We start from the raw sequence: 24,738 nt of genomic DNA, 5'->3' as shown, positions 1-24,738 counted from the left end.
CGATGCCGGAAACGGCCGCGAGCGGGGACAAGCCCGTCGCTATCATCATGGGCTCCCAGTCGGACTGGGCGACCATGCGCCATGCGGCCGAGATCCTCGTCGGTCTCGGCATCGGCCATGAGGCTCTCATCGTCTCCGCCCACCGCACGCCCGACAGGCTCTACGATTTCGCCCGGTCGGCGCGTGACAACGGCTTCAAGATCATCATCGCCGGCGCCGGCGGTGCGGCGCATCTGCCGGGCATGGCGGCGGCGCTGACGCCGCTGCCCGTCTTCGGCGTGCCGGTGGAGAGCAAGGCCCTGTCAGGGGTCGATTCGCTCCATTCCATCGTGCAGATGCCGGGGGGCATTCCCGTCGGCACGCTCGCCATCGGCAAGCCCGGTGCCATCAATGCGGCGCTTTTGGCCGCGGCGGTCCTCGCCCTCAACGATCCGGCCCTCGCAGAGCGGCTCGACGCCTATCGCGCCCGTCAGACGGCGGCCATTGCGGAGCGTCCCCGTGACGACATCTGACCGGTCGGTCGGTCCCGACCAGATCATCGGCATTCTCGGCGGCGGCCAGCTCGGCCGCATGCTGGCGCTGGCGGGGGCGCGGCTCGGCCTGCGCTGCCAGGTGTTTGCCCCCGAGCCGGAGAGTCCGGCCTTCGACGTGGTGCGGCGGATCACCGAGGCCGACTATTCCGACGAGAGCGCGCTGGCGCGCTTCGCCGAGGATGTCGACATCGTCACCTATGAATTCGAAAACGTGCCGGCCCGGGCGGCTGATTTCCTGGCGAGCCGGCTGCCGGTGCGACCCGGCCCCATGGCGCTGACGGTGTCGCAGGACCGGATAACCGAGAAGACCTTCGCGCGCGATTGTGGGCTCGCGGTCCCCGACTTTGTCGCTGTCGATTCGGTCGAGGATCTCGTCCGCGCTCTCGAGACGATCGGCCGACCCGCCGTGCTGAAGACGCGGCGCTTCGGCTATGACGGCAAGGGGCAGGTCGTCATCCGCGCCGGCGATGATCCGGCCCGCGCCCTCGCGACCATCGGCAACCAGCCGGCCATTCTCGAGGCTTTCGTGCCCTTCGAGCGCGAGATCTCGGTGCTCGTCGTTCGCGGCGTCGGCGGCGAAATCCGCCATTATGACCCGGTCGAAAACGTCCACCGCAGCGGTATCCTCCGCACCTCGACCGTGCCGGCCGCCATCGACGTGTCGCTCGGGGCGCGGGCTGCCCTGATGGGCACGGTCCTCGCCGAAAAACTCGACTATGTCGGCGTGCTGGCGGTGGAACTCTTCGTCACGCGCGATGGACAGCTGCTGCTGAACGAGATGGCGCCGCGCGTCCACAATTCAGGTCACTGGACCGAGGCCGCTTGCCACTGTTCGCAGTTCGAGAACCACATGCGGGCGGTCGCCGGCCTGCCGCTCGGCTCGACGCGGCGGCACTCGGATGCGGTGATGCAGAATCTCATCGGTGCCGGCGTCAAGGACTGGCGGCGGCATGCCGCCGAGGAGGGCACGGTGCTGCATCTCTATGGCAAGCGCGACCAGCGTGAGGGCCGGAAGATGGGCCACCTGACCCGCCTGTCGCCTCTCAGCCAAGGCTGAGCAGCACGGCGACGCCCACGACAATGAGCGCGATCGCCAGCCCCTCGCGCGGGCTGGTCGCCTGTTTGATGATCGCTCCCGAGACGATGCCGGCGAAGAGCACCTCGACCAGGGCGAGAGTCCGGACCTTGGCGACCGTTTCCAGCGCAAAGGCCAGGAACCAAAACTGCGAGGCAAAGGCGCCGAGGAAGCCCGCCGCGAGCGAGGGCCGCCAGGCACGGAAGATCGCCATCAGGCCTGGCCTGTCGGCGAGGGCGAGATAGGCGGTGAGGACCGCTGTCTGGATCGCCAGGCTCCAGGCGAGGGTCGTCGTGGCGGCGAGGACGAAGCTCTCTGTATCGAGCGTGCGGATGGCGCCGCGAAAGCCGACCGATGCGAGACCGAAAAGCGCCGCGGAAACGACGCCGAGGACGGCTGGCCGCAGCGACTGCTCGGTGCCCGGCTTCCAGGACATGAGGATGATGCCGGAGGTGGCGATAAGGATCGCGGTCCAGGCCCAACCGGTGAGGTGGTCGCCGAGCAGGACCACGCCGAACAGCGCGACGATGACAGGTTCGGTTTTGGTATAGGCCGTCGTGACGACGAAGGAGCGCTCCCGCATCGCTGCGAGCATCAGGGCCGTCGCGCCGATCTGCGCCATCGCACCGACCGTCGTCCAGACCAGGAAGGCGACGGAAATGTCTGGCGCGCGGGCCGGCACGGCGAGGTGGACGCCGGAAAGAAAGATCAGCGCGAAGGGAAAGCCGTAGAGAAAGCGCACATGGGTGGCGCCGATCGTGCCCAGGCGCTCGGTGAGGCTGCGCTGCAGGGCGTTCCGCGCGGTCTGGGCGGCGGCGGCGATGACCGTGAAGACGGCCCAGAGCCAGGGCATGACGATCATCGTAGCACTCCCGATCCATCGCTATCGGGCCTGCGGCGGCGGCTGGTCAATCGCAAGGGCTGCAGGGCAGCGGTGCCCGTGTCAGCGCAGGCCCGCCTGCCGGATCGCCGCGACGCAGGGGGTCGAGAGCTGTGCCTGGTTGGTGCGCAGGCAGGCCGACACCTGCGCCGAATCGGTGCCGGCGCTCGGACATTTGCTGTCGAGGTCGGCCTTGCAGGCCCGGTAGATTCCCATGCGCTGCGAAAACGACAGGTTCTCGTTCTGGCCGAGCGCCGGAAGCGGGGTAACGGCGGCGGCGATGACGAGGGCGACGGCGATGAAGGGTCTGCGGGTCATGGTGGCTCCGGCGATTCAGATGGAAAAGCGTCGCCCCAGCCGAGGCGCCGCGTCAAGCGATGGGCGTCGCGATCACGGCTGGCGACTACGCGCTGCGTCAGGCCGGTGCTCGTACAGAGGGTGAAAGAGGTTCCCGCCTTGTCGGCATGGGGAGGCCGCAGGATCCGCGCCGGCGCGGCGTCGATCCGCAGATACGGCCGTGCCAGGACGAGATAGGCATAGCGTTCGTCCTCGAAGGGGACGTCGGCCGACTTTGCGGCCTTGTGGGCGCGCAGCCGCGGCAGTCGCGCCGAGAAGTGGCACCAGTCCGGCGCCGCGACCGGGCAGGTCGCTGCGCCGGGGCAGGGGGCGGCGACGCGGGCCCCGGCGGCGATCAGCGCGATACGGGCGGCGGCGATGACGGCGAAGCCGGCGGGGGTGCCGGGCTCGACCAGGACGAGGACGCCGCTCGCGGCGGCATAGAGCGCCCGCGCGGTGCCCGCCACCTCGGCGGGTTTCAGTTCGTTGAGGGCGTAGCTCGCGACGACGAGATCGGCCGAGGCCGGCACGACCGCTTCCAGCCGCCCGGTCTTCCAGTCGGCTCCCGCCAGCAGGGCCGGTCCCTCGGTCGCGAGGTCGCGGCCGAGCGCGATCATGCCGGCATGGGCGTCGCGCATCGCGGCTTCGACCAGACCCGGAAAGGTCTCCGCGGCGGCCCAGGTGGCGGTGCCCGGTCCGCAGCCGACATCGAGCAGCGAGCGCGGCGCCAGGTCGACACGCGCTGCCGCCTCCTCCAGGACCGCCGCGCAGGCCGCGTAGGTGGCCGGCATGCGGGCGATGGCGTAGGCGGCGAGATCGACGGGGGCCGGCAGTCGCGAGCCGCGGCCGGCGCGGTAATCCTCGGTGAGGCGCCGGCTGGCGGCGGCGAGGTCGCGTCCGCCGAAGCGGCCGGCGAGCCTGTCGAGCGCCGCGCGCAGGGCCGGCGGCAGATCGGCGCTCAATCCTGCACCGGCACCGTGTAGTTGAGCCCGAGCCGGCCGCCGTCGACGTAGAGGGTCTGGCCGGTCACATAGCTCGACGCGTCGGAGGCGAGGAAAACCGCCGCCTTGGCGATCTCGTCGGGTTCGCCGAGACGGCGTAGCGGTGTGCGCGAGAACAGCCGGTGACGGGCGGCCTTGTCGGTGTTGACGCTCGCCAGCATCTCGGTGGCGATGGAGCCGGGACCGATGGCGTTGACGCGGATGCCGTGCTCGGAGAGCCCGAGCGCCATGACATTGGTCAGCTGGCCGACGCCACCCTTGGAGACGCAGTAGGGGATCTGGTTGACGATGGCGAGCCGGGCATTGACCGAGCTAATGTTGACGATCGTCCCCGGCGTCTTACCGGCCTTGACCTGCTCGACCATTCGGCGGGCGACCGCCTGTCCGACGAGGAAGGAGCCCTTCAGGTTCACCCGCAGCACCTTGTCGAAATCGGCCTCGGCGAGATCGAGGAACTCGGCGCTGTGGACGATGCCGGCATTGTTGACGAGAACGTCGATGTCTCCGGTGAATGCCTTGCGCGCGCCGTCGACGAGGCCGGCAACGGAAGCGGCGTCACCGACATCGGCCGCGACGAAGACCGCCTTGCCCTTCGTGGCGAGTTCCGCCGTTGTGGCGCGCCCGGCCTCCTCGGCGATGTCGGACAGCACGACGCTCGCGCCTTCCGCGATGAAACGCTCGGCGATGGCCTTGCCAATGCCGCGTGCGGCTCCCGTGACGATCGCAACCTTGCCGTCCAGTGCGCCCATGGTGATCCCCCTGCAAAACCTGTTCGAAGTGGTTCTAGACCAGAAGCTCTGGCGGGGGGAGGGGTCGGGGCGCCGGGCTCATACCTTCTGCAGCGGGCGGTGCGGGCCTTCGGGCAGGGTCACCGCGACGGCATCGCCCGGCCGGATCCTGCCGCCCGTCAAGACGATGCCCATGATGCCGGCCTTGCGGACGAGGCCGCCTTTCGCATCGCGGTCGAGCGTCGCCTGCATCAGCCCGTCCTGGAACCTGTCCATCTGGATGCAGGGATTGCGCAGGCCGGTGATCTCGACGACCGCATCGCCAATGGCGAGGCGGGCGCCAGTGGGCAGGGCGAGAAGATCGATGCCCGACGTCGTGATGTTCTCACCGAGCTCGGCGGGGCCGACCACGAAACCCTTGGTGGCCAGTTCGTCGAACAGTTCGGCCTGGATCATATGAACCTGACGCAGGTTGGGTAGTGTCGGGTTGAAGCGCGCCCGCGAGCGATGCTTGACCGTGACGCCGCAATGGGCGTCGCCTGCCACGCCTTCACCGGCGATCAGCGTGATCTCGTCTGCGGCGGCCTTGGAAAACCGGTGCCGGCGGTCGAGGCTGACGGAAATGACCAGGCCCATGTCATGGCTCCGAACGGGAATGGCACCTTCTGCCCGGATGCCCGGTGCCTGTCACCTGCCTGCGGGAGAAACGAGCCGTACGGCAGCGGCCATGGACGGGCCGGAGCGGCGGCCCTATTCAGGCCCGATGCCCCAGACCGTTCTCTTCGACCTCGACGGAACCCTCACTGATCCCGCCCCCGGCATCATCGGTTCCTTCCGCCAGGCCCTGGTCGATCTCGGCCATGTGCCGCCGCCCTTCGCCGAACTCGGCTGGATCATCGGGCCGGCGCTGCGCCTGTCCTTTCCGAAGGTGATGGGGCCTGGGAGTGACCCGGAAGCGGCGGTCGAGCGCTACCGCGTCCATTATCGGGCCGGCGGCATGTACGACCTGACGCTCTATCCCGGCATGATGGATGCAGTCGCCCTCATCGGGGCGACCTGCGAGCACATGTTCGTCTGCACGGCCAAGCCCGAGCCCTATGCGGTCCCGACCATCGAGCGCTTCGGCTATGCGCCGCATTTCGCGCGGGTCTATGGGGCGGCTCTCGACGGCAGCCTCGATGACAAGGCCGACATCATCGCCAAGATCATCGCCGAACAGGGGATCGATCCCGCCCGCACCGTGATGATCGGCGACCGGATGCATGACATCCACGCTGCCCGGCGCCACGGCATCGCAACCGTCGGCGTCGCCTGGGGTTACGGCGGGATTGCCGAACTGACGGAGGCGGGAGCGACCGCGATCTGCCAGAGCCCGGAAGATTTGCCGGCGCTGGTGGCCGGTCTGGCGCCCTAAGCGCCTTGCACTCACCAGTCGGATCGTGTAGTGCCCGGCCCATTCCACACGCGGACCCGCGGCTGAGGACGATTGTCCATTGCCGCTCCGGTGGTGACAGATCCCATTCGGGGTCGGCCATAGTCCGCGGAGGCACAACCGGAGAAGACCATGGCGCTGCCCGATTTCAGCATGCGTCAGCTTTTGGAAGCTGGCTGCCACTTTGGCCATCAGGCCCACCGCTGGAACCCGAAGATGAATCAGTACATCTTCGGCGTCCGCAACAACATCCACATCCTCGACCTCGCCCAGACCGTGCCGATGCTCCATCGCGCGCTGGTCGCCGTGTCCGATACGGTCGCCAAGGGCGGCCGCGTGCTGTTCGTCGGCACCAAGCGCCAGGCCCAGGACGGCATCGCTGCCGGTGCCAAGCAGTGCGCGCAGTACTACGTGAACTCGCGCTGGCTCGGCGGCACGATGACCAACTGGAAGACGGTGTCGGGTTCGATCTCGCGTCTGCGCAAGCTGGACGAGGCTCTCGGTTCGGGCGGCGCCGGCTACACCAAGAAGGAAGCGCTGACCCTCGCCCGCGAGAAGGACAAGCTCGAGCGCGCCCTCGGCGGCATCAAGGACATGGGCGGCGTGCCCGACCTGATGTTCGTGATCGACACCAACAAGGAGGCGATCGCCATCCTCGAGGCCAAGCGCCTCGGCATTCCGGTCGTCGCCATCGTCGACACCAACTGCGATCCGGACGGCATCACCTATCCGATCCCGGGCAACGACGACGCCGGCCGCGCCATCTCGCTCTATTGCGACCTGATCGCCCGCGCCGCCATCGACGGCATCGGCCGCGCGCAGGGTTCGTCGGGCATGGATATCGGCGCTTCCGAGAAGCCGCTGGTCGAGGATATGCCGGAGGCCGCAGCGCCCTCCGGTGTCGAGCGTCTCGCCGGCCCCCGCGGCCCGGCGGACGAGCTCATCAAGCTCACCGGCGTGTCGCCGGAGATCGAGAAGCAGCTCAACAACCTCGGCATCTTCCACTACTGGCAGGTCGCCGGCTTCACCCCGGTCGATGCCGCCGAGATCGGCGACAGCGTCGGCCTTCCGGGCCGCGTCCAGGGCTGGATCGACCAGGCCAAGTCGCTGGTCGAGGCCGAGGCCGCCTGATCCAGGCCGTCAGCCGGCGTCATCCGCCCGACACGAAATTCGTGTCGAGCGGAGATCGGTTCTGAGTTCCGGCCGGCTCGCTCCCGCGGGCCGGCCGTTTCCCTTCCCAACCAGACTGAATTCGAGGACGGACCCATGGCGAACATCACCGCCCAGATGGTCAAGGAACTGCGCGAGATGACCGGCGCAGGCATGATGGACTGCAAGTCCGCGCTGAACGAGACCGCCGGCGACATCGAGGCTGCGGTCGACCTGTTGCGCAAGAAGGGTCTGTCGAAGGCCGCCAAGAAGGCCGGCCGCGTCGCCGCGGAGGGCCTCGTCGGCATCGTCACGGCCGGCGCGAAGGCCGCCGTGGTCGAGGTCAATTCGGAGACCGACTTCGTCGCCCGCAACGATCAGTTCCAGGGCCTGGTGAAGTCCATCGCCGAAGTGGCGCTGAAGACCGGCAACGACGTGGACGCCATCCTTGCCGCGCCTTTCCCCGCCGGCGGCACGGTCGCGGACGCCATCGCTTCGGCGGTCGCGACGATCGGCGAGAACATGACGCTGCGCCGCGCCTCGGTCCTGTCCGTGTCGGACGGCGTCGTCGGCAGCTACATTCACAACGCGGTTGAGCCGGGTCTCGGCAAGATCGGCGTTCTGGTGGCGCTCGAATCGACCGGCAGCAAGGACGAGCTCGCCGCGCTCGGCCGCATGATCGCGATGCATGTCGCCGCCGCGAACCCGCTGGCGCTGGATGCGGAGGGTCTCGACCCGGCCGTCGTCGCCCGGGAGAAGGCGATCCTCGCCGAGAAGAACGCCGGCAAGCCCGAGAACGTCATCGCCAAGATCGTCGAGTCGGGCATCAAGACCTATGCCAAGGAGGTCTGCCTCCTCGAGCAGCTCTACATCCATGACGGTGGCAAGACGGTAGCCCAGGCCCTGAAGGAGATGGAGAGCAAGGTCGGCGCGCCGATCAAGCTGACCGCCTTCACCCGTTTCGCCCTCGGCGAAGGCATCGAGAAGGCCGAGAACGATTTCGCTGCGGAAGTCGCGGCGCAGGCCGGCGTCAAGACCTGATCGCGTCGACCATCGACGTCGAGGGAAGGGGCGGGCGACCGCCCCTTTTTTCGTGAGCGCGATCCTGTCAGCCGGCCAGCACCGCCTCGACGTCGTTCAGCCGGTCCTTGCCGAAATACATATCGCGGCCGATGAAGAAGGTCGGCACGCCGAAGGCGCCGCGGCCGACCGAGGTCTCGGTGTTGCCGATGAGGCCGGCCTTGACGTCGGGCGCCTGGGTCGCCTCGATGAGGGCGGCACCATCGAACCCGGAGGCGTCCATCGCGGCCTTGAAGACGGCGGGGTCGTCCATTTTCTTCGGCTCTTCCCACATGTGATGGAAGCCGGCCTCGGCATAGGGTGCGAGCTGCCCCTGCTTGTCCATGGCGACCGCCCCGCGCATGAGCATGAGCGTGTTAACGGGGAAGAACGGGTTCATCTTGAAGCGCGTCAGACCGTGCCGCGCGATAAACCGGGCGATTTCCAGCCGCTCATAGGCGAGCTTGTTGCGCACCCCTGCGAAGGCCTCGAAGGGGGAGCGGTTGTTGGTCGCCTTGAAGATGCCGCCGAGCAGCACCGGCACATAACGGACCGTGGCGCCGGTGCGCGTCGCGAGGCCGGCGAGGGCCTTGTGGGCGAAATAGGCGTTGGGGCTGCCAAAATCGAAGTGGAACTCGACGAGGCGGGGCCCGGATCGCGGCATCGGCTCCTCGCCGTTGGAGACATCGTCGACAACAATCGTTCCACGCGGCGCCGCTTGTCGAATGTGTGTGTGTGTAGGCTGCGGGCCGCCGGGCTGGCATATCGAGGTGATGGCGGAGCCAACCTAGATCGTGTATCGGCACGACGCAAAGCGGTATCGTCACGCGGCGGGTGGTCGTTCGGCACGGCCGCGTCGTCTGAACGGTTGCGCGGATCGGGCATTGCGCTAAACCCGGCCTTCGCAACGATCTCATGACGACTGCGAATCGGGGGAACGATATGGCCGGGCCACGCTACAGGCGCGCGCTGGTGAAAGTGTCCGGCGAGGCCCTGGCGGGCGATCAGGATTTCGGTTTCGACGCGAAGACCGTCCGGAACATCGCCGAGGACCTCATCGCCGCGGCGAAGGCGGGCACTGACATCGCGGTGGTCGTCGGCGGCGGCAACATCTTCCGCGGCCGGCAGATCGCCAGCATCGGCCTCAGCCGCGTCGATGCCGACGCGATCGGGCGCCTTGCGACCGTCATGAACGCCATTGCGCTCGCCGGACAGATCAGCGCCCTCGGCCATCCGGCTGTCGCGCTCTCGGCGGAACCCGTGCCGGAGGCGCTGGACGTCTACACGGTGCGCCATGCGCTCGCGCATCTGGCTGCCGGCAAGATCGTCGTGCTCGGCGGCGGCATCGGCGTGCCGCTGCTGACGACGGATACCACCGCCACCATGCGGGCGGTCGAACTCGGCTGCGACGTCGTGCTGAAGGGCACCAATGTCGATGGCGTCTATTCCGCCGATCCCAAGCGCGACCCGACCGCCGTGCGTTTCGACCAGCTGAGCGCCGACGAGGCGATCGCCCGCGACCTCAAGGTGATGGACACAGCCGCCTTCGCGCTTGCCCGGGAGAACCGACTTCCGATAATCGTGTTCTCCCTCGATGCTCCTGGCGCGGTCGCGTCGGTGCTGGCGGGCGAGGGCCGCTGCACCGTGGTCACCGTCTGACCGCGCAATCGTCATTCCCGCGGATATCTCCGCGCAATCTCCAAGAGGCGTACCCCATGGCCGCGTCCCCGACCTTCGATCTTGCCGACATCACGCGTCGCATGCAGAGCTCGATCGCATCCTTCAAGCACGAACTGGGGACGCTCCGTACCGGTCGCGCCTCGCCGAACCTGCTCGACCCGATTCAGGTCGAGGCCTACGGCCAGTCGATGCACATCAATCAGGTCGCCACGGTGAGCGTGCCCGAGCCGCGGCTCCTGTCGGTGCAGGTCTGGGACCGGGCCATGGTCGGGCCGGTCGAGAAAGCCATCCGCGAATCGAGCCTCGGCCTCAATCCACAGACCGAGGGCCAGGTGATCCGCCTGCGTATCCCGGAACTGACGCAGGATCGCCGCAAGGACATGGTCAAGGTCGCTCACAAATATGCCGAGGGCGCGCGCGTCACGGTTCGCCATATCCGTCGTGACGGGATGGACGTGCTGAAGGCGAAGGAGAAGGATCATTCGATGAGCGAGGACGACAATGCCCGTGCCGCCGACCAGGTCCAGAAGGAAACCGACAAGCACATCGCCGAGATCGACCTGCTGCTCGTACAGAAGGAAAAAGAGATCATGACGGTCTGAGCGCGGACACGGACATGAACATGGTGGACCGACAAGGCCTGGCCGCAGAACACGGCGTTGCGACCGCAGCGCCAGCGGCTCTGCCGCGCCATGTCGCCATCATCATGGACGGGAACGGCCGCTGGGCGAAGCAGCGAGGACTGCCGCGTATCGAGGGCCACCGGCGCGGTGTCGACGCGCTCCGGCGCACCCTTCGGGCTGCCCGCGAGATCGGCATCGAGATCGTCACGGTCTATTCGTTCTCGTCCGAGAACTGGTCACGGCCGCCGGCCGAGGTCTCGGCCCTGATGGGTCTGCTCAAGCGCTTCATCCGCAACGATCTTGCGGAACTGCACGAGGCGGGCGTTCGCGTCCTCATCGCCGGCGATCGCGACAATCTCGAGCCCGACATTCGCCTGCTCCTGACGGAGGCGGAGGCGCTGACCCGGGCCAACACCCGGCAGACACTGATCGTCGCCTTCAATTACGGGTCGCGCCAGGAGATCGCGGCGGCGGCCCGTGCGCTGGCCGAGGAGGTGGCGCGCGGGGACCGCAGTGCCGCCAGCATCACCCCCGAGGCGATCGCGGCGCGCCTCAACACGGCAGGCGTGCCGGATCCGGACCTCGTCATCCGGACCTCCGGCGAGATGCGCCTGTCGAACTTCCTGATGTGGCAGTCAGCCTATGCTGAACTCGTCTTCCAGCCCATCCTCTGGCCCGATTATGGTCGCGAGGCGCTGATGGAGGCGCTCGTCGAGTACAGTCGCCGCGAGCGTCGCTACGGCGGCCTCGGCGCCGTCGGCGCCTGAACATGCGGCCCGATCAACGCCCCGCCGGCGCCTTTTCCGATCCCGATCTGAAGAAACGGATTCTCTCAGCGCTCGTTCTTGTCCCGGCGGCGATCTTCACCGCCTGGCTGGGCGACTGGCCCTTCGCCCTGTTCTGGCTCTGTGGTGCGGCGCTCGTGCTGTGGGAGTGGAACCGGCTCGTTCTGCCGGGAGCACCGATGGCACTCTATGCCGGCGAACTCGCCGCGCTGGCCGTCGCTCTTGGCCTGGAGCGCTATTTCCTCAATCCGGGATTTGCGATGATCGCGCTCGGCGCCGGTGCCGGCGTCGCCCTGGCACTCAGCCCGCAGGGGCGCTCGCGCTGGGCGATCGCCGGTCTTCTTTATGCGGCCGCGGTGGTGCTGGGACCGACGATCCTTCGGGACGACAACAATCTCGGCTTCGTTGCCATCCTCTGGCTCTTCGCCGTGGTCTGGGGCACCGATGTCGCCGCCTATTTTGCCGGTCGGTCGATCGGCGGGCCGAAGCTCTGGCCGCAGATGTCGCCGAAGAAGACGTGGTCGGGCTTCATCGGCGGTACGCTCATCGGCACGGCCATCGCCCTCCTCGTGGTGAAGACGGCCGGCGTGCAGCTCGGTCTCGGCCTTGCGCTGACCACCTTGGTGATCGCCGCTCTCAGCCAGGGCGGTGACCTGTTCGAATCGTTCGTGAAGCGCCGTTTCGCCGCCAAGGACGCGGGATCGATCATCCCCGGCCATGGCGGGGTCATGGACCGACTCGACGGGTTCCTCGTCGCCGCCGTGGCGGCTGCGACACTTGGCCTGATGCGTGGCGGCGTCGGCAATCCCGCAGCCGGCCTGCTGGTGTGGTGAGGTTGATGCGCAGGCTCACGATTCTCGGCGCGACGGGCTCGGTTGGAACCAGCGCCCTCGACATCGTGGCGCGGCATCGCCACCGATTCCCGATCGAGGCGGTGACGGCGAACGGCGATGCGGCGGGTCTCGCCCGGATCGCCCGTGACCACGGTGCACGTTTTGCCGCAGTCGCGGACGAGGCGGCCTATCCGGCCTTGCGCGAGGCTCTGGCGGGAACCGGGATCGAGACCGGTGCCGGTCCGGCCGCTGTCGCCGCCGCGGCGGCAAGGCCGGCGGACATGGTGCTTGCGGCGATCTCGGGTGCGGCCGGGGTCGAGCCGGTGCTCGCCGCCATCGGTCAGGGCACGACCGTCGCGCTCGCTAATAAGGAAAGCCTCGTCGCCGCGGGCGCGCTCGTCATGGGTTCGGCCCGGGCGAGGGGGGTGCAGGTGCTGCCGGTCGATTCCGAGCACAATGCCGTCTTCCAGGCGCTTGCGGGCTCCCGCATGGAGGATGTCGAAACGGTCTGGATCACTGCTTCCGGCGGGCCGTTCCGGACCTGGGACGCAGCGGCTATCGCCGCCGCACGGCCGGAGGACGCTCTCAAGCATCCGAACTACACCATGGGCGCCAAGGTCACGGTGGATTCCGCCGGCCTGATGAACAAGGGCCTCGAGCTGATCGAGGCGCATCATCTGTTCTCGCTGCCGCCTGACCGTCTCAGGGCGCTGATCCACCCGCAGCAGGTGGTCCACGGCATGGTCGGATATCGTGACGGCTCGATCGTCGCCCAGCTCGGTGCGGCGGACATGCGGGTGCCCATCGCCCATTGCCTCGGCTTCCCCGACCGGATCGACGGACCGTCCCGGCGGCTCGATTTCGCGGCCATCGCGACGCTCACCTTCGAGGAACCTGATCTGGTGCGATTTCCCGCGCTCCGCTTGGCCATCGAGGCGATGACGGCGGGGGGCAGGGCGCCGACCGTACTCAACGCGGCCAACGAAGTGGCGGTCGAAGCCTTCCTCGCGCGCCGGATCGGCTTCGCGGACATCGCTCGGATCGTCGAGCGCGTGCTGGAGGAGGAGGGGGTCGGCCCCGCTCCGGCCACATTGGACGATTTATGGTTGATTGACCATGCCGCACGACAGCGAGCGGCGGCCACTATGCTTAACGCATCGGCTGCGGCATCTTGATTATGGGAGGGTATGAGTCTCGGATTTCCTGGGCTTGTATCCATGGGACAATGCAATGAACGTCGTTTCCGCTCTGGGCGGATGGGGCCAGACCCTGCTCTGGACCATCATTCCGTTTCTGTTCGTGCTGACTGTCGTGGTGTTCTTCCACGAGCTCGGGCACTTCTGGGTCGCGCGCCGCAACGGCGTGCGCGTCGAGGTGTTCTCCGTCGGTTTCGGCCGTGAACTCGTCGGATTCAACGACCGCCATGGCACGCGCTGGAAATTCTGCGCCATCCCGCTCGGCGGTTATGTCAAGTTCTACGGCGATGCCGACGCAGCCTCAAAACCTGATTTCGAGACGGCCTCGGGGATGACCGAAGCGCAACGCTCGGAGAGCTTCTTCCACAAGACCACGGCCCAGCGGGCCGCCATCGTCGCGGCCGGCCCGATCGCCAATTTCATCCTCGCGATCGTCATCTTCGCGGTGGTGTTCACCGTCTTCGGCAAGCCTATCACGCAGCCGCGCGTCGAGACCATCGTGGCCGACAGCGCTGCGGCGAAGGCCGGTTTCCAGCCAGGCGATGTGGTCGTCTCCATCGGCGGCCGGGCGATCGAGAGCTTCTCCGACATGCAGCGGATCGTCGGCGCCAGTGCCGGCGAAACCCTTTCGATCAAGGTCGAACGCGACGGCCGTGAGGTCGACCTGACCGCCGTTCCGACGGTCTACGAGTTCAAGGACCGCTTCGGCGGCACCCACCGCATCGGCCGCCTCGGCATTTCGCGCTCGAACCAGGCGGGGGATACCCAGATCCGCCGCTACGACCCCTTCACCGCCACCTGGATGGGCATGAAGGAAACCTGGTTCGTGGTCGACCGCACCTTCGCCTATCTCGGCGGGGTCATCATGGGCACGCAGAGCGCCGACCAGCTCGGCGGTCCCATCAGAATCGCCCAGGTGTCGGGAGAGGCCGCGCAGATCGGATTCGTTGCGCTCCTGAGCCTCGCCGCGCTTATCTCGGTGTCCATAGGCCTGCTCAATCTCTTCCCCATTCCGATGCTCGACGGCGGCCATCTGGTGTTCTACGCGATCGAGGCCGTGCGCGGCCGTCCGATGAGCGAAGGCGCCCAGGAAATGGCGTTTCGCTTCGGTTTGGCGCTGGTTTTGATGCTGATGATCTTCGCCACCTGGAACGATATCCGGGGGCTCGTCGGCTGATGGCAGGCGTGGCGATCCAGCAACGGATTTCGAAAAACGGGCCGAGGGCGGGTGGTGCGGTTTGCACTCCCGGACAAACCGGTTACAAGCGTGTCGCCCGGGCTGAATCCACGGGTGGTTCGCGTTCGCGTGAAACCGACATACCTAACAGACAGGCGCGTGCTTCATGACTTCTTTCGCTCGGACGGTCCGAACGGTCGTGATCGCAGGGACGATGACCGCAGTTGGCGTGGTGATGGCCACGACGGCGGGCATGGTGCTCTCGACAGAGGTATATGCCCAGTCCGCAGGGGCCATCGTCGTCCAGGGCAACCGGCGCATCGAGGCCGATACGGTGCGCTCCTATTTCCGCACCGGTCCGGGTGAGTCGCTCTCCGCCGCCCGCGTCGACGAGGCCATCAAGGCCATGTACGCGACCGGTCTGTTTCGCGACGTGCGCGTGAGCCGACAGGGTGGACGACTCGTCGTCCAGGTCGCCGAGAACGAAGTCATCAACCGCGTCGCCTTCGAGGGCAACCGCCGCCTGAAGACCGAGCAGCTGCAGGGTGAGATCGAGTCGCGGGCCCGCGGCACCTTCTCCCGCGCCACGGTCCAGTCGGACACCCAGCGGCTTTATGACGTCTATCGCCGCACCGGCCGTCAAGAGGTCGAGATCGTTCCGAAGACCATCGAGCAGCCGAACGGCCGCATCGACCTCATCTTCGAGATCACCGAAGGCCGTAAGGCCGGTGTCCGCGCCATCAATTTCGTCGGCAACAACGCCTTCGGCCGCCAGCGCCTGCTCGACGTGATGTCCACGTCGGAGAGCGGCATCCTGTCTTGGCTGAAGTCGAACGACGTCTACGACGCCGACCGGCTCAATGCCGACCAGGAGGCCATCCGCCGCCTCTATTTGCGGTCCGGTTACGTCGACATGCGTGTGCTCTCGGCCCGTGCCGACTTCGATCAGGCGTCCAATACCTTCACGGTCTACATCGAGATCGAGGAAGGCCCGCAGTACCGCATCGGAACGGTCGACGTGCAGTCGAACATCCGTGACGTCGACGGCGCGACGCTGCGCGGCGCGGTGAAAACGGCGCCCGGCGCTGTCTACAACGTCGAGCTCGTCGACAAGTCGCTGGAAGACGTGACCCTTGAGGTCGCGCGTCGCGGCTATGCCTTCGCCGCCGTGCGCCCGCGCGGCGAGCGCGATCCTTCGACGCTGACCGTCAACCTTGTCTACGTCGTCGAGGAGGGCCCGCGGGTCTATGTCGAGCGCATCAACGTGCGCGGCAACACCCGCACCCAGGACCGTGTCATCCGTCGCGAATTCGACATGGCGGAGGGCGATGCCTACAACCGCGTTCTGGTCGACCGCGCCGAGCGCCGCCTGAGGAACCTCGGGTTCTTCAAGGAAGTGAAGATCACCACCGAGCCGGGCTCGGCCGCCGACCGCGTCATCGTCAATGTCGAGGTCCAGGATCAGCCGACGGGTGCCTTCTCCATCGCGGGTGGCTTTTCTACGGCGGACGGCTTCATCGCCGAGGCCTCCGTCGAGGAGCGCAACTTCCTCGGCCGCGGTCAGTTCGTCCGCCTCGGCGGCATGTATGGCCAGCGTTCGCGTGGCATCAACTTCTCCTTCACCGAGCCCTTCCTGATGGACTACCGTCTGTCCGGTGGCTTCGACCTGTTCTACCGGCACACCAGCCGCGCCACCTTCCAGCCGTTCGAGTCTACCTCCTACGGCGGAACGCTGCGCCTCGGCATTCCGATCACCGAACAGTTCGCTATGCAGCTGCGCTACAGCGCCGTGTCGCAGCGGATTTCGATGCGCGATGACCAGCTGAACTGCTTCACCGGCTATGGCGGCCAGCTCAGCCGCTATGCCGACGGCCAGTTCTTCGAGGCGACGGATCCCCGCACGGCGGGACGTGGTGCCGGAACGCCTCAGTTCACCGACGCGAATGGTCTGCCGACCGCTGTGAATACGGGCACTCCTTACAGCTGTCTTCGGGATGGCGAAGTCTCGGCGGCTCTGCGCGCGATCAACAACCGGACGCGCTTCATCTCCATGGTCGGCTATTCGCTGATCTACTCGAACCTCGATCGGGCCACAAATCCGACTCAGGGCCTCTTCGCCGAGCTGCGGCAGGACGTGGCGGGCGTCGGCGGCAATGCGCGGTTCGTCCGCACGATCGGCGACGCGCGCTATTATCACGACCTGACCAATGACTGGGTCGGTATGCTCCGCGTCCAGGGCGGTCATATCGCTGGTTTGGGCGGTCGTCTCGACTCGGTGGACCAGTTCTTCATGGGCCCCGAGCTCGTCCGCGGCTTCCAGACGGCGGGCATCGGTCCGCGTGACTTCGCCATCCGGCAGGCAGCTGCGGCCCAGGGTATCAACCGGGATGCTGACGCGATCGGTGGCACCATGTATTGGGGTGCTTCCGCCGAGGTGACCTTCCCGATCACCTTCCTGCCGCGAGACTTCGGCATGCGCGGCGCGCTCTATGCCGATGCCGGTTCGGTCTGGGGCTACAACTCGGTCCGATCGTTCAATACGGGTGTCGGCGGCGTGAATCTCCCCGTCACCCTTGACGGCTCCGACGCCCACAAGATCCGCTCGTCGGTCGGTGTCGGCCTGTTGTGGAACTCGCCCTTCGGCCCGATCCGCTTCGACTATTCCTTCGTCCTCTCCAAGGCGAGGGGCGACCAGACGCAGGCCTTCCGCTTCTCGGGCGGCACGCGCTTCTGACCGTCAGCGTCCCGTTGCAGGGGCGCTGCGGTCCTTGGCGGGATGATCATGACGGATCCCCAGTTCCTTGTTCCGGCCGAGGCGATGACCGTCGCCTCGGTCGCGGCTTTTCTGAAGGCCGAGTGGGCCGGCGGCGATGGCGAGCGCGCCATTCGCCGGGTTGCGGCCCTCTCCAATGCCTCACCGGACAGCCTGTCATTCCTCGACAATCCGAAATATGCCGACCAGCTCGCGGCGACGCGCGCGGCTGCTTGCCTCGTTTCGGCGCGCCAGAGCCATCTTGTGCCTGATGGGGTCGTGGCCATCGTCGTGCCGCATCCGCACGCGGCCTTCGTCTCGGTGTCGCGCAGGCTCTTCCCGCAGGCGCTGCGTCCGCAGTCGCTGTTCGGCGCGACGGGCGTTTCACCGGGTGCGATGATCCATCCCTCCGCCCGGCTCGAACCCGGTGTCGTCGTCGACCCGGGCGTCGTCGTCGGGCAGCAGGCCGAGGTCGGCTCGGGAACCATTCTCGCCGCTGGCTGTGTCGTCGGGCCAGGCGTCCGCGTCGGACGCGATTGCGCCATCGGCCCGCATGTCTCGCTGGTTCACGCGCTGGTCGGCAACCGGGTGATCCTCCATGCCGGCGTTCGGATCGGCCAGGACGGTTTTGGCTTCGAACTCGGCCGCATGAAGCACGCCAAGGTGCCGCAGATCGGCCGGGTCATCATCCAGGATGACGTCGAGATCGGCGCCAACACGACGGTCGATCGCGGCCATGTGCTCGATACGGTGATCGGCGAAGGCACAAAGATCGACAACCTCGTGCAGATCGCCCACAACGTCGAGATCGGGCGTCACTGTGTCATCGTCAGCCAGGTCGGCATTTCCGGTTCGGCGCGGCTCGGTGATTTCGTCATGCTGGGCGGCCAGGTCGGCGTCAACAATCACGTCACGGTCGGTCACGGCGCGCAGATTGCCGCGACATCGATCGTCAAGGATGATGTGCCCGACGGCGCGCGTTGGGGCGGCCGGCCGGCAAAGCCAGTGCGCGACTGGTTCCGGGAGATCGCCGCGGTGGAGCGGTTGGCGCGGGCAAAGCCGGCGGACAAGGACGAGGGGGCTTCCTGACGATGAACGGGACGACGACCAGCATCGACACGGCCGGCATCCAGAAGATCCTGAGCGTGTTGCCGCACCGCTATCCGTTTCTGCTCATCGACAAGATCGTCGACATCCGCGCCGACGAATTCGGCATCGGCATCAAGAACGTGACGGCCAACGAGCCGCAGTTCATGGGCCATTTTCCAGGCAATCCGATCATGCCGGGCGTGCTGATGATCGAGGGCATGGCCCAGACCGGCGGCGTCATGGCGCTGACCTCGGTCGGCGGCACGGGCAAGCTCGTCTTCTTCATGACCATCGACAAGGCCAAGTTCCGCAAGCCGGTGATCCCCGGAGACCGGATCGAGTATCACATGACGAAGATCGCCAGGAAGCGTAACATCTGGTTCTACCGCGGCGAGGCCCATGTTGACGGCAAACTGGTCGCGGAGGCCGAACTGTCGGCCATGCTGGCGGACGCCTGACCGATGAGAGCGCGCGCGACCGAGATTCACCCCCTTGCCTATGTGGCGCCTGCCGCCCAGTTGGGGCAGGGGGTCGGGATCGGGCCCTTCTGCACCGTCGGCCCGGACGTCGTGCTCGGTGACGGCGTCACCCTGCATTCCCATGTCAATCTCGACGGCCATACGACGATCGGGGCACGCAGCGAGATTTTCCCCTTCTCGTCCATCGGCACGGCGCCGCAGGACCTGTCATACAAGGGCGATGCGACCTCGGCGATCCTCGGCGAGGACTGCGTCGTCCGGGAAAGCGTGACGATCAACCGCGGCACGGCGAAGAGCGGCGCCACGATCATCGGCGATCGCTGCTTCCTGATGGCCTATGCCCATGTCGCCCATGACTGCCGGGTCGGCAACAATGTCATCTTCGCCAATGCAGCCATGCTCGGCGGCCATGTGAAGGTCGGCGACTACGTCTTCCTCGGCGGCCTTTGCGCCATTCATCAGTTCACCCGGATCGGCGATTACGCCATGGTCGGCGGCGTCACCGGCGTCAAGGACGACGTCATTCCCTTTGGCATGGCCTTCGGCGCCAACGGAACGTCGGGCGAGCTGATCGGCCTCAACGTCGTTGGCATGAAACGCCGCGGCTTCAGCCGCGACGACCTCAGGGTGGTGCGCGCCTGCTACGATACGCTGTTCTACGGCGTCGGCACCTTCGCCGAGCGTCTTGTGGACGCGACCGCGGCCTATCGCGACCACCCTGCCGCCGGCCGGCTGATCGCATTCATCGAGGCCGGCGAGAAGCGCCCGGTGATGATGGCGGCACCGAAGAAGACGCGGGTCGCCGGGACGGGCACGACCGCCGCCGATGAGTGAGACCAGCCCGCTCGGCATCATTGCGGGAGCCGGCAGTTTCCCATTGGCGCTGGCGCGGGCGGCGACGGCGCAGGGCCGTCCCGTCTTCGCGTTGCTGCTGAAGGGCATCGCCGGAACCGAGCTCGAGGCCTATCCGCATGTCTGGATCGGCATCGGCCAGTTCGGCGCCATGGTCGGGCAGGCGCGGAAGGCCGGTTGCCGTGATCTCGTCCTGATCGGCTCGCTGGTGCGCCCCAATCTCTGGACCACCATGCCGGACCTCGGGGGCCTGCGCGTGCTCCCGGATCTGTTGCGCCTCTATCGCGGCGGCGACGATCACCTCCTGCGCGGCATCGCCGGCATTTTCGAGCGCGAAGGGTTCCGGCTTGTCGGTGCGCAGGACGTGGCGCCGGAACTGCTCATTCCGGAAGGGCCCCTGGGATCACTGCACCCGTCCGAGGGCGACAGTGAGGATATCGCGCTTGCCCGAGACGCGATCGCGGCGCTTGGGCCCTATGATGTCGGCCAGGGGATGGTCATCGGCGGCCGCCGCATCGTCGCGGTCGAGGGGGCCGAGGGCACCGACGGGATGCTGGACCGCTGCGCCACCATGCAGGCAGCCGGGCGGCTGAAATGGCCGCGAGGCAGCGGCGTCCTCGTCAAGGCGCCCAAGCCGCACCAGGACCGCCGCGTCGACATGCCGGCCATCGGGCCGGCGACGGTCGAGAAGGCCGCTGCGGCTGGCCTCAAAGGGATCGCCGTGGTCGCCGGCTCGACCCTCGTCGTCGACCTGCAGGAGGTCATCCGCCTCGCGGATCGCCATGGTCTCTTCGTCGTCGGCGTCACGGCGGACGGGACGCGATGAACGCCGCGACCGGCCGAGCAGCGCTCGATGTGTTCATCGTCGCCGGCGAGGAATCCGGCGACCAGTTGGGCGCCCACCTGATGGATGCGCTCGTCAGCGAACGTGCCGCGCCCGTCGCCTTCCGCGGCGTCGCCGGGCCGCGCATGACAGCCCGCGGGCTGGCCTCGCAGTTCCCCATGGTGGAGATCGCCCTGTTAGGGATCACCTCCATCATCGTCCACATTCCCCGTGTGCTCAGGCGGATCCGCGAGACGGTCGCCGCCATCCTCGCCGATCCTCCGGACGTGCTGGTCCTGATCGACGCGCCGGGCTTCAACCGGCGGGTGGCGCGGCAGGTGCGCAAGCTCCGCCCGGAAATTCCCATCGTCTTCTATGTCTCGCCGACGGTCTGGGCCTGGCGCCCTGGACGGGCGGCCGAGATGCGCCCCTATATCGACCATCTCCTGGCGCTGCTGCCCTTCGAGCCCGAGGTCCATCGCCGACTCGGCGGCCCGCCGACCACCTATGTCGGCCACCCGATCAGCGAGCGGCTCGCCGAGATCAGGCCTGGGCCCGAAGAGGCGCGTCGACGGACCGAGGCCCCGCCGCAGGTCCTGGTTCTGCCGGGCAGCCGACGCAACGAGATTACCCGCCTGTCGCCGCTCTATGCCGGGGTGCTGGCGCGGGTCGAGGCCGAGCACGGTCCGATCGACTGGCTGCTGCCGGCGGTTGCCCAGCATCGCGACCTGATCGTCCGCGAGATCGCGTCATGGCCGGTCAAGCCGCGCATCGTCGACGGTGAGGCCGCGAAATTCGCCGCGTTCCGGTCTGCCCATGCGGCCCTCGCCTGTTCCGGCACGGTCACACTGGAACTCGCCGTCGCCGGTGTGCCGCAGGTCGTGGCCTACCGGGGCGGATGGCTGGAGGCACAGATCGTCCGCCGCCTGATCACCGTCGACACGGCCGTGCTCGCCAACCTGGTTGTCGGCGAGAAGGTGGTGCCGGAATTCCTGCAGGAATATGGAACGGTCGATGCCGTGGCCACGGCGCTCTCGGCGATCCTGGTTGAGGGGCCGGCGCGGGAGCGTCAGATCGCCGCCTTCGCCCGGATCGACGGGATCATGGACTTTGCCGGCATAGCACCGAGCATCAAGGCTGCCCGCATCGTCCTCGACTGCCTGCGAGAATCCGTGCCGCCCGAAAAGGAACGGGGCGCCGAAGCGCCCCGCTGAACCATCCTGTCGGGCGGAAAGCCGCCGCGATCAGATGCGCCTGAAGATCACTTGCACCTGAAGATCACTTGCGCCTGGAGATCGGCGTGTAATCGCGCCGCGGCTCGCCCGTGTAGAGCTGGCGCGGACGGCCGATCTTCTGCTGCGGGTCCTCGATCATTTCCTTCCACTGGGCGATCCAGCCGACGGTGCGGGCGAGGGCGAAGAGCACGGTGAACATGTCGGTCGGGAATCCCATCGCCTTGAGGGTGATGCCCGAATAGAAGTCGATGTTCGGATAGAGCTTCTTCTCGATGAAGTAATCGTCCGAAAGTGCGATGCGCTCCAGTTCGACGGCGACGTCGAGCAGCGGGTCGTCCTTGATGCCGAGTTCGCCGAGGACCTCGTGGCAGGTCTTCTGCATGATCTTGGCGCGCGGATCATAGTTCTTGTAGACGCGGTGGCCGAAGCCCATCAGGCGGAACGGATCGTTCTTGTCCTTCGCCTTGGCGACGAATTTCGGGATGTTCTCGACCGAGCCGATCTCGCCGAGCATCTTCAGCGCGGCCTCGTTGGCGCCGCCATGGGCCGGGCCCCAGAGGCAGGCGATTCCGGCGGCGATGCAGGCGAAGGGATTGGCGCCCGACGAGCCCGCGAGGCGCACCGTCGACGTCGAGGCGTTCTGCTCGTGATCGGCGTGCAGGATGAAGATGCGGTCCATGGCGCGGGCCAGGACCGGATTGGCCTTGTACTCCTCGGCCGGCACGGAGAAGCACATGCGCAGGAAGTTCGACGCGTAGTCGAGCGAGTTCTGCGGGTAAACGAAGGGCTGACCGATGGAGTATTTGAAGGCCATGGCGGCGAGCGTCGGCAGCTTGGCCACGAGGCGGATCGAGGAGATCATCCGCTGATGCGGATCGGCGATGTCGATCGAGTCGTGGTAGAAAGCCGACAGGGCGCCGACGGCCGCGACCATGACCGCCATCGGGTGGGCGTCGCGGCGGAAGCCGGTGAAGAAGCGGCTCATCTGGTCGTGCACCATGGTGTGGTGCGTGACGCGATAGTCGAAGTCGGCCTTCTGGGCGGCGGTCGGCAGGTCCCCGTAGAGCAGCAGGTAGCAGGTCTCCAGGAAGTCGCCGTGCTCGGCGAGCTGCTCGATCGGGTAGCCGCGATAGAGGAGAACGCCCTCGTCGCCGTCGATATAGGTGATCTTGCTTTCGCAGCTGGCGGTCGAGGTGAAACCCGGGTCGTAGGTGAACATCCCGGTCTGTGCGTAGAGCTTGCCGATATCGACGGTCGACGGTCCCACGGTTCCGTTGGAAATCGGCAGCGGAATGGTCTTGTCGCCAAGAGTGAGTGTCGCGGTCTTTGCGCTTGCAGACATCAGCAACCCCTTGAATTCCCTATCCGAAAATGCGTGCCCGGCTATGGTGTAGTCCACCCGTCGCGCCCCAGAAACCGGATAGACGCTTTTTGTCCAAGCAGCAAGCGCGTGCGGCTGCGTAGGGCCCGCCCCGCGACAGTGCTGTGACGTGGGATCTGCGGGTCCTGGCAGTCGGCGTCAGGCCTGCATCTGATCGGCGATACGGGCGAGGCTTTCTTCGCGGCCGAGAACCTCGAGGACGTCGAAGATGCCCGGCGAGGTGGTGCGACCGGTCAGTGCTGCACGCAGCGGCTGGGCGATGGCTCCGAGCTTGATGCCCTGCGCTTCGGCCTCAGCACGGACAGCGGCATCTGCCGCCGCGGCGGTCCATGCCTCGAGCGCCGCGAGGCGGGCATGCAGCGACGACAGGTGGCGGCGCGCTTGCGGCGACAGCAGGTCGGCCGCCTTGGTGTCGACGGCGAGAGGGCGGTTCGCAAGGATGAAGCCGGCGCCGTCGATCAGTTCCAGCACGGTTCTGGCGCGCTCCTTGATGCCCGGCATGGCTTTGAGCACCTGGGCGCGACGCGAATCGGTCAGGGTAGCGGCGATCTCCGCGCCGCCCTCGATATGGGGCAGGATGTCGTCGATGGCGGCGAGTAGCCGGGTGTCGTCGGCGTGGCGGATGTAATGGCCGTTGACCGCTTCGAGCTTGGTGAGGTCGAAACGGGCCGGCGAGCGGCCGATGCCAGAGAGGTCGAAGGCCTCGATCATCTCCTCGGTCGAGAAGAATTCCTTGTCGCCCTGGCTCCAGCCGAGCCGCACGAGATAGTTGCGCAGCGCCTCGGGCAGGTAGCCGAGGGCGCGGTACTGCTCGACGCCGAGGGCGCCGTGGCGCTTGGAGAGCTTGGCGCCGTCGGGGCCGTGGATCAGTGGGATATGAGCCATGGCCGGCACCGGCCAGCCGAGTGCCTCGTAGATCTGTGTCTGGCGGGCGGCATTGGTCAGGTGGTCGACGCCGCGGATGATATGGGTGATCCCCATGTCGTGGTCGTCGACGACGACGGCGTGCATATAGGTCGGCGTACCGTCCGAGCGCAGCAGGACGAGGTCGTCGAGATCCTTGTTGGGGATGACGACGCGGCCCTGGACGAGGTCGTCGACCACCGTCTCGCCGTCCTGCCGGCCCTTGAGACGCACGACGGGCTGAATGCCAGCCGGTGCCTCGGAGGGGTCGCGGTCACGCCAGCGGCCGTCATAGCGCGGCGGACGACCGTCCTTCATGGCCTGTGCCCGCATCTCGTCCAGTTCCTCGGGGGATGCGTAGCAGTGATAGGCGCGGCCGGCCGCCAGCAACTGATGTGCGACCTCGGCGTGACGCTCGGCGCGGGCGAACTGGAAGATGGTCGCGTCGTCCCATGCGAGACCGAGCCAGGAGAGGCCGTCGAGGATCGCGTCGATCGCTTCGGTCGTGGAACGTTGGCGGTCTGTGTCCTCGATCCGCAGCAGCATCTTGCCGCCGGTCTTCCTCGCATAGAGCCAGTTGAACAGCGCGGTGCGGGCACCGCCGATATGCAGGAAGCCCGTCGGGGAGGGGGCAAAGCGGGTGACGACGGTCATGATTCTTCCCAAGACGACAGGGCAAGCCGGGCCGCGCTAGACTCGGCGCCGGAAAGCGCGTGGCTGTAGCATGTTGTAGACGG

General features: G+C 67.2%; 25 protein-coding genes. 17 read left to right on the top strand and 8 right to left on the bottom strand.

Annotated features, from left to right (window positions below):
* Positions 1-2 precede the first annotated feature (2 nt).
* Both purE and Q8O26_RS04445 read left to right on the top strand, forming a co-directional pair.
* Positions 3-512, top strand: coding sequence for a 5-(carboxyamino)imidazole ribonucleotide mutase (gene purE / locus Q8O26_RS04450; protein ID WP_305573879.1), 510 nt, complete (start codon positions 3-5; stop codon positions 510-512).
* Positions 499-1,590 carry a 5-(carboxyamino)imidazole ribonucleotide synthase gene (locus Q8O26_RS04445; RefSeq protein WP_305573877.1) on the top strand — a complete coding sequence of 364 codons (1,092 nt, stop codon included), beginning with the start codon at positions 499-501 and terminating at the stop codon, positions 1,588-1,590. Before purE ends, Q8O26_RS04445 begins: the two co-directional genes overlap by 14 nt.
* On the opposite strand, the gene Q8O26_RS04440 is transcribed toward Q8O26_RS04445, so the two are convergent.
* The 5 genes from Q8O26_RS04440 to Q8O26_RS04420 all read right to left on the bottom strand — a co-directional run bounded on the left by Q8O26_RS04440 (position 1,577) and on the right by Q8O26_RS04420 (position 5,189).
* Positions 1,577-2,470 (bottom strand): DMT family transporter, encoded by an 894-nt coding sequence (locus Q8O26_RS04440; protein WP_305573875.1) that lies wholly within the window; start codon positions 2,468-2,470, stop codon positions 1,577-1,579. The two genes, Q8O26_RS04445 and Q8O26_RS04440, sit on opposite strands and share 14 nt — an antisense overlap.
* Positions 2,471-2,551: 81 nt before the next feature.
* Positions 2,552-2,806, bottom strand: a complete 255-nt coding sequence (locus Q8O26_RS04435; protein ID WP_305573873.1) for a cysteine rich repeat-containing protein — start codon at positions 2,804-2,806, stop codon at positions 2,552-2,554.
* Positions 2,803-3,786, bottom strand: coding sequence for a small ribosomal subunit Rsm22 family protein (locus tag Q8O26_RS04430; protein ID WP_305573870.1), 984 nt, complete (start codon positions 3,784-3,786; stop codon positions 2,803-2,805). The genes Q8O26_RS04435 and Q8O26_RS04430 overlap by 4 nt, the downstream gene beginning before the upstream one ends.
* Positions 3,783-4,574 carry an SDR family NAD(P)-dependent oxidoreductase gene (locus Q8O26_RS04425; protein WP_305573868.1) on the bottom strand — a complete coding sequence of 264 codons (792 nt, stop codon included), beginning with the start codon at positions 4,572-4,574 and terminating at the stop codon, positions 3,783-3,785. The genes Q8O26_RS04430 and Q8O26_RS04425 overlap by 4 nt, the downstream gene beginning before the upstream one ends.
* Before the next feature lie 78 nt (positions 4,575-4,652).
* Positions 4,653-5,189 carry an MOSC domain-containing protein gene (locus Q8O26_RS04420; protein WP_305573867.1) on the bottom strand — a complete coding sequence of 179 codons (537 nt, stop codon included), beginning with the start codon at positions 5,187-5,189 and terminating at the stop codon, positions 4,653-4,655.
* Positions 5,190-5,316: 127 nt separating this feature from the next.
* Here Q8O26_RS04420 and Q8O26_RS04415 point away from each other — a divergent pair, with 127 nt between their 5' ends.
* The 3 genes from Q8O26_RS04415 (at position 5,317) to tsf (ending at position 8,175) form a co-directional block, all read left to right on the top strand.
* Entirely contained in the window at positions 5,317-5,967 is a 651-nt protein-coding gene (locus tag Q8O26_RS04415; protein WP_305573865.1) for an HAD hydrolase-like protein, read from the top strand.
* A gap of 150 nt (positions 5,968-6,117) precedes the next feature.
* Positions 6,118-7,116 carry a 30S ribosomal protein S2 gene (locus Q8O26_RS04410; protein ID WP_305573863.1) on the top strand — a complete coding sequence of 333 codons (999 nt, stop codon included), beginning with the start codon at positions 6,118-6,120 and terminating at the stop codon, positions 7,114-7,116.
* A 135-nt stretch (positions 7,117-7,251) separates the two neighbouring features.
* On the top strand, positions 7,252-8,175 hold the full coding sequence (gene tsf, locus Q8O26_RS04405; RefSeq protein ID WP_305573861.1) for a translation elongation factor Ts: 924 nt from the start codon (positions 7,252-7,254) through the stop codon (positions 8,173-8,175).
* Between the two features lie 67 nt (positions 8,176-8,242).
* Here tsf and Q8O26_RS04400 read toward each other — a convergent pair whose 3' ends face one another.
* Positions 8,243-8,857: a 2-hydroxychromene-2-carboxylate isomerase gene (locus Q8O26_RS04400; protein WP_305573859.1), complete on the bottom strand. Its 615-nt coding sequence runs from the start codon at positions 8,855-8,857 to the stop codon at positions 8,243-8,245.
* A gap of 278 nt (positions 8,858-9,135) precedes the next feature.
* Between Q8O26_RS04400 and pyrH the strand changes: the two genes are divergently transcribed.
* The 12 genes from pyrH (at position 9,136) to lpxB (ending at position 21,696) form a co-directional block, all read left to right on the top strand.
* Entirely contained in the window at positions 9,136-9,852 is a 717-nt protein-coding gene (gene pyrH / locus Q8O26_RS04395) for a UMP kinase (protein WP_305573857.1), read from the top strand.
* A gap of 56 nt (positions 9,853-9,908) precedes the next feature.
* Positions 9,909-10,475, top strand: a complete 567-nt coding sequence (gene frr / locus Q8O26_RS04390) for a ribosome recycling factor (RefSeq protein WP_305573856.1) — start codon at positions 9,909-9,911, stop codon at positions 10,473-10,475.
* A gap of 20 nt (positions 10,476-10,495) precedes the next feature.
* Positions 10,496-11,263, top strand: coding sequence for an isoprenyl transferase (locus Q8O26_RS04385; protein ID WP_305573957.1), 768 nt, complete (start codon positions 10,496-10,498; stop codon positions 11,261-11,263).
* 2 nt (positions 11,264-11,265) lie between these two features.
* Positions 11,266-12,114 carry a phosphatidate cytidylyltransferase gene (locus Q8O26_RS04380; protein WP_305573854.1) on the top strand — a complete coding sequence of 283 codons (849 nt, stop codon included), beginning with the start codon at positions 11,266-11,268 and terminating at the stop codon, positions 12,112-12,114.
* 5 nt (positions 12,115-12,119) lie between these two features.
* Positions 12,120-13,289 carry a 1-deoxy-D-xylulose-5-phosphate reductoisomerase gene (gene dxr, locus Q8O26_RS04375; protein WP_305573852.1) on the top strand — a complete coding sequence of 390 codons (1,170 nt, stop codon included), beginning with the start codon at positions 12,120-12,122 and terminating at the stop codon, positions 13,287-13,289.
* Positions 13,290-13,344: 55 nt separating this feature from the next.
* Positions 13,345-14,487 (top strand): RIP metalloprotease RseP, encoded by a 1,143-nt coding sequence (rseP, locus tag Q8O26_RS04370; protein ID WP_305573850.1) that lies wholly within the window; start codon positions 13,345-13,347, stop codon positions 14,485-14,487.
* Positions 14,488-14,701: 214 nt separating this feature from the next.
* Positions 14,702-17,221, top strand: coding sequence for an outer membrane protein assembly factor BamA (bamA, locus tag Q8O26_RS04365; protein WP_305573848.1), 2,520 nt, complete (start codon positions 14,702-14,704; stop codon positions 17,219-17,221).
* A gap of 48 nt (positions 17,222-17,269) precedes the next feature.
* Positions 17,270-18,328, top strand: a complete 1,059-nt coding sequence (lpxD, locus tag Q8O26_RS04360) for a UDP-3-O-(3-hydroxymyristoyl)glucosamine N-acyltransferase (protein WP_305573846.1) — start codon at positions 17,270-17,272, stop codon at positions 18,326-18,328.
* 2 nt (positions 18,329-18,330) lie between these two features.
* Positions 18,331-18,786 (top strand): 3-hydroxyacyl-ACP dehydratase FabZ, encoded by a 456-nt coding sequence (gene fabZ / locus Q8O26_RS04355; protein WP_305573844.1) that lies wholly within the window; start codon positions 18,331-18,333, stop codon positions 18,784-18,786.
* Positions 18,787-18,789: 3 nt separating this feature from the next.
* Complete coding sequence (lpxA, locus tag Q8O26_RS04350; RefSeq protein WP_305573842.1) at positions 18,790-19,641, top strand: acyl-ACP--UDP-N-acetylglucosamine O-acyltransferase; 852 nt, start codon at positions 18,790-18,792, stop codon at positions 19,639-19,641.
* Positions 19,634-20,485, top strand: a complete 852-nt coding sequence (locus Q8O26_RS04345) for an LpxI family protein (RefSeq protein WP_305573840.1) — start codon at positions 19,634-19,636, stop codon at positions 20,483-20,485. Before lpxA ends, Q8O26_RS04345 begins: the two co-directional genes overlap by 8 nt.
* Positions 20,482-21,696, top strand: coding sequence for a lipid-A-disaccharide synthase (gene lpxB / locus Q8O26_RS04340; protein ID WP_305573838.1), 1,215 nt, complete (start codon positions 20,482-20,484; stop codon positions 21,694-21,696). The genes Q8O26_RS04345 and lpxB overlap by 4 nt, the downstream gene beginning before the upstream one ends.
* A 64-nt stretch (positions 21,697-21,760) precedes the next feature.
* Here lpxB and gltA read toward each other — a convergent pair whose 3' ends face one another.
* Entirely contained in the window at positions 21,761-23,059 is a 1,299-nt protein-coding gene (gene gltA / locus Q8O26_RS04335; protein WP_305573836.1) for a citrate synthase, read from the bottom strand.
* Positions 23,060-23,236: 177 nt separating this feature from the next.
* Complete coding sequence (gene gltX, locus Q8O26_RS04330) at positions 23,237-24,655, bottom strand: glutamate--tRNA ligase (RefSeq protein ID WP_305573834.1); 1,419 nt, start codon at positions 24,653-24,655, stop codon at positions 23,237-23,239.
* Positions 24,656-24,738: the final 83 nt, after the last annotated feature.

Source organism: Phreatobacter sp. (genome assembly GCF_030691135.1).
GTDB lineage: Bacteria > Pseudomonadota > Alphaproteobacteria > Rhizobiales > Phreatobacteraceae > Phreatobacter.
The sequence above is the reverse complement of the archived record's forward strand: the minus strand, read 5'-3'. Positions and strand labels throughout refer to the sequence as shown.

Excerpts from the sequence above, each read along its gene's own strand:
- purE (WP_305573879.1), top strand. The coding sequence starts at position 3 with ATGCCGGAAACGGCCGCGAGCGGGGACAAGCCCGTCGCTATCATCATG.
- Q8O26_RS04440 (WP_305573875.1), bottom strand. The coding sequence starts at position 2,470 with ATGATCGTCATGCCCTGGCTCTGGGCCGTCTTCACGGTCATCGCCGCC.
- Q8O26_RS04435 (WP_305573873.1), bottom strand. The coding sequence starts at position 2,806 with ATGACCCGCAGACCCTTCATCGCCGTCGCCCTCGTCATCGCCGCCGCC.
- Q8O26_RS04425 (WP_305573868.1), bottom strand. The coding sequence starts at position 4,574 with ATGGGCGCACTGGACGGCAAGGTTGCGATCGTCACGGGAGCCGCACGC.
- Q8O26_RS04420 (WP_305573867.1), bottom strand. The coding sequence starts at position 5,189 with ATGGGCCTGGTCATTTCCGTCAGCCTCGACCGCCGGCACCGGTTTTCC.
- Q8O26_RS04415 (WP_305573865.1), top strand. The coding sequence starts at position 5,317 with ATGCCCCAGACCGTTCTCTTCGACCTCGACGGAACCCTCACTGATCCC.
- Q8O26_RS04410 (WP_305573863.1), top strand. The coding sequence starts at position 6,118 with ATGGCGCTGCCCGATTTCAGCATGCGTCAGCTTTTGGAAGCTGGCTGC.
- tsf (WP_305573861.1), top strand. The coding sequence starts at position 7,252 with ATGGCGAACATCACCGCCCAGATGGTCAAGGAACTGCGCGAGATGACC.
- Q8O26_RS04400 (WP_305573859.1), bottom strand. The coding sequence starts at position 8,857 with ATGCCGCGATCCGGGCCCCGCCTCGTCGAGTTCCACTTCGATTTTGGC.
- pyrH (WP_305573857.1), top strand. The coding sequence starts at position 9,136 with ATGGCCGGGCCACGCTACAGGCGCGCGCTGGTGAAAGTGTCCGGCGAG.
- frr (WP_305573856.1), top strand. The coding sequence starts at position 9,909 with ATGGCCGCGTCCCCGACCTTCGATCTTGCCGACATCACGCGTCGCATG.
- Q8O26_RS04385 (WP_305573957.1), top strand. The coding sequence starts at position 10,496 with ATGGTGGACCGACAAGGCCTGGCCGCAGAACACGGCGTTGCGACCGCA.
- Q8O26_RS04380 (WP_305573854.1), top strand. The coding sequence starts at position 11,266 with ATGCGGCCCGATCAACGCCCCGCCGGCGCCTTTTCCGATCCCGATCTG.
- dxr (WP_305573852.1), top strand. The coding sequence starts at position 12,120 with ATGCGCAGGCTCACGATTCTCGGCGCGACGGGCTCGGTTGGAACCAGC.
- rseP (WP_305573850.1), top strand. The coding sequence starts at position 13,345 with ATGAACGTCGTTTCCGCTCTGGGCGGATGGGGCCAGACCCTGCTCTGG.
- bamA (WP_305573848.1), top strand. The coding sequence starts at position 14,702 with ATGACCGCAGTTGGCGTGGTGATGGCCACGACGGCGGGCATGGTGCTC.
- lpxD (WP_305573846.1), top strand. The coding sequence starts at position 17,270 with ATGACGGATCCCCAGTTCCTTGTTCCGGCCGAGGCGATGACCGTCGCC.
- fabZ (WP_305573844.1), top strand. The coding sequence starts at position 18,331 with ATGAACGGGACGACGACCAGCATCGACACGGCCGGCATCCAGAAGATC.
- lpxA (WP_305573842.1), top strand. The coding sequence starts at position 18,790 with ATGAGAGCGCGCGCGACCGAGATTCACCCCCTTGCCTATGTGGCGCCT.
- Q8O26_RS04345 (WP_305573840.1), top strand. The coding sequence starts at position 19,634 with ATGAGTGAGACCAGCCCGCTCGGCATCATTGCGGGAGCCGGCAGTTTC.
- lpxB (WP_305573838.1), top strand. The coding sequence starts at position 20,482 with ATGAACGCCGCGACCGGCCGAGCAGCGCTCGATGTGTTCATCGTCGCC.
- gltA (WP_305573836.1), bottom strand. The coding sequence starts at position 23,059 with ATGTCTGCAAGCGCAAAGACCGCGACACTCACTCTTGGCGACAAGACC.
- gltX (WP_305573834.1), bottom strand. The coding sequence starts at position 24,655 with ATGACCGTCGTCACCCGCTTTGCCCCCTCCCCGACGGGCTTCCTGCAT.